The organism is Streptomyces sp. NPDC003011, from assembly GCF_053591515.1.
In genome coordinates this window covers 1-2228 of record NZ_JBSFTY010000187.1, presented here as the reverse complement: position 1 = coordinate 2228, position 2228 = coordinate 1, and the positions used below count along the sequence as shown (strand labels likewise).

1 protein-coding gene and 1 pseudogene are annotated in these 2228 nt (G+C 68.7%); one reads left to right on the top strand and one right to left on the bottom strand.

Annotated features, from left to right (window positions below; genetic code table 11):
* Nucleotides 1-242 (top strand): annotated as a pseudogene (locus ACWD0J_RS41190) (TetR/AcrR family transcriptional regulator); the annotation flags it as partial.
* Between the two features lie 400 nt (nucleotides 243-642).
* Here the strand turns inward: ACWD0J_RS41190 and ACWD0J_RS41185 are convergent.
* Complete coding sequence (locus ACWD0J_RS41185; protein WP_451500993.1) at nucleotides 643-1653, bottom strand: alpha/beta fold hydrolase; 1011 nt, start codon at nucleotides 1651-1653, stop codon at nucleotides 643-645.
* Between the last annotated feature and the right edge of the window lie 575 nt (nucleotides 1654-2228).

The following is a 2228-nucleotide window of genomic DNA, read 5'->3' as shown; positions in this document are numbered from 1 at the left end:
CCGCAGCCGCCCTCTGGGGCAACATCAACGCCTACACCCTCGAACTCCTGACCCGCGCGCAGCGCGAGGGACTGCTCGCCCCGGACGCGGACCTGCAGTGGGCGCGGCAGGTGTACTACGCCCTCCTCAGCGAAGCCCTCAACAGGCCCGGCGCCGACGAGGAACCGGCCACACCGGATCCGCACGCGCTGGCCGCACTCGTCATCGACACACTGCTGCACGGCGCCGGACCACACGACTGACCCACGCCCCGGAGACCTCCGTAGTGCGGTCAATGTCGTAGTGAGGATCGGGACCCGCCCGCAGGCGCCGAGGCGGCCTCGGCGGAGAGTAGATTGAGCAACCGCACGGTCCGGCGAGGCCCCGAACCGGGGCGCAGACGATCCGGCGTGCGGGACACGCTGATCGCCGACATCCTGTTGCACCGCGCGCAACGGCACGGCTGAGCCACGGCTGCGCGCCGGAGCGGCAGATCCCCGCGTGGCTGCCGGCGCCGCCAAGGGACTGCCTGGCACCACACACTGACGCGCCGCGGTGTGGCCGTACTCCGCCGGGCTCGGCTCCGGCGGGGTACGGCTGCCGGTTCGCGGTCACCCTGCCTTCGGTGTCGGGGCTGGTGACCGTGTCGCGGCGGGGGTGCTGTCAGCGGTCGAGGAAGGTGTTCACCTGGGTGCCGAACTTGACGGGGTACTGGAAGAGGAACCCGTGGCCGGAGTTCGGGTAGATGCTCAGCTGGGCGTTGGGGAGGTGCTTGGCGAGCAGGTGGGAGTTCTTGGGGGGCATGAGGATATCGCTGTCCCCGTCGGCGACCAGGACGGGCTGGAAGAGGGCGTTCAGCCGGACGAGCTTGGTCTTGTCGGGGATGCCCCACTCGGACATCGCGGTGAGCTGGGCGTCGCGGGTGGCGAGGCTGGCGGGGGCGTCGTGGTCGGTGGTGCGCTGCCCGAGGCGCTGCAGGAACTCCGTTCCCGCGGCCTGGCTGGAGGCGGTGTTCTTGAAGAACAGGAAGAGGAAGTCGGCGGGGCCGGGGTTGTCCGCCAAGGCGCTCGCCAGCACCTTGGGGTCGGATGCGCGCTGGTCCACTCCGCCCTGGGGTCCGGTGCCGGCCAGGACGACGCGGCGGACCTGCCAGGGGCGGCGCAGGGTGACCTCCTGGGCGACCTGGCCGCCGAGGGAGAAGCCGAACAGGTCGTAGTGGGGCAGCTTGAGGGCGTCGATGAAGGTGATGGCGTCCAGGCTCATCTGCTGGATGGTGCTGGGGGTGGTGCCGGTGGAGCCGCCGACGCCGACGTTGTCGACGAGGATGACCTCGCGCTTGGCGGCGATGGTGTCGATGAGCTTGGGGTCCCAGTTGTCGAGGGTGCCGCGGTAGTGCTGCAGGAAGGCCAGGGGCACGCTGCCCGCGCTGGGGTTGCCGAAGCGGCGGTACTGGTAGGTGACGCCGCTGACGGCCTTGACCTGCAGGTTGGGCGCGGTGCTCGCGCTCTCGGAGCTCTTCGTCTGCGTGACCGCGTGACGCGTCACGCTTGAGCTGTCGCCCACGGCGGTGGCCGCACTCGGCGCCGTGCTGGCGACGGCCGCGACGACTGCCATGGTGGCCAGCGCCACGGCGGTGCGACGGGCGATAAGGGAGCGTCGATTTGTTGAGGGCATGCCAATTCCTTGAGTCTGGGTAGGGACATCCCGGCCTTGGTGGATCTGCTGTGCGCTTCACACACGGACGTCTTGCCGACCGCGCGTGCCGATGCCGCCCTGGCTTCCCGTGCCCTTCGCCGGCGCACCTGTCGCGTCGAGCGTTGAACCGCGTGCGCTCTGTGCCGGGTGCTCTGCGTGGACGCTGAAGTAGCGTCCTGGGCGTCGGCTCCGTCGGGCTGGGTCCGCCATCGGCGTAGTACGGACCCGAAGGCCACGGGTGCGATGCGGACTCCTGGGGTCGTCGGACCGCTTTCGTCCTTCCTGGGTGCGGAATCGGATGCCGGTCGCGAGTGAGATCCCTTATCGGCTCCATCAAAGTATCATCTATACGAGCAGGAGCAACATCTGAGAATCAATTAACGGGAGACCAGTATCGTTCACGTATCCTCTACATAGAGTCATGAATCGAACGAGACGACCGAGACAATCGAACGAGACAGGAGACCGACATGGGTCGAGCACTGCGTGCAGATGCCGAGCGCAGTGTGCGCGCGATTCTGGAGGCGGCCGAGCGGGTCCTAGCCCAGGACGCG

What these genes read in the sequence shown, in the direction of transcription:
- ACWD0J_RS41185 (WP_451500993.1), bottom strand. Translation starts at nt 1,653, where the DNA reads ATGCCCTCAACAAATCGACGCTCCCTTATCGCCCGTCGCACCGCCGTG.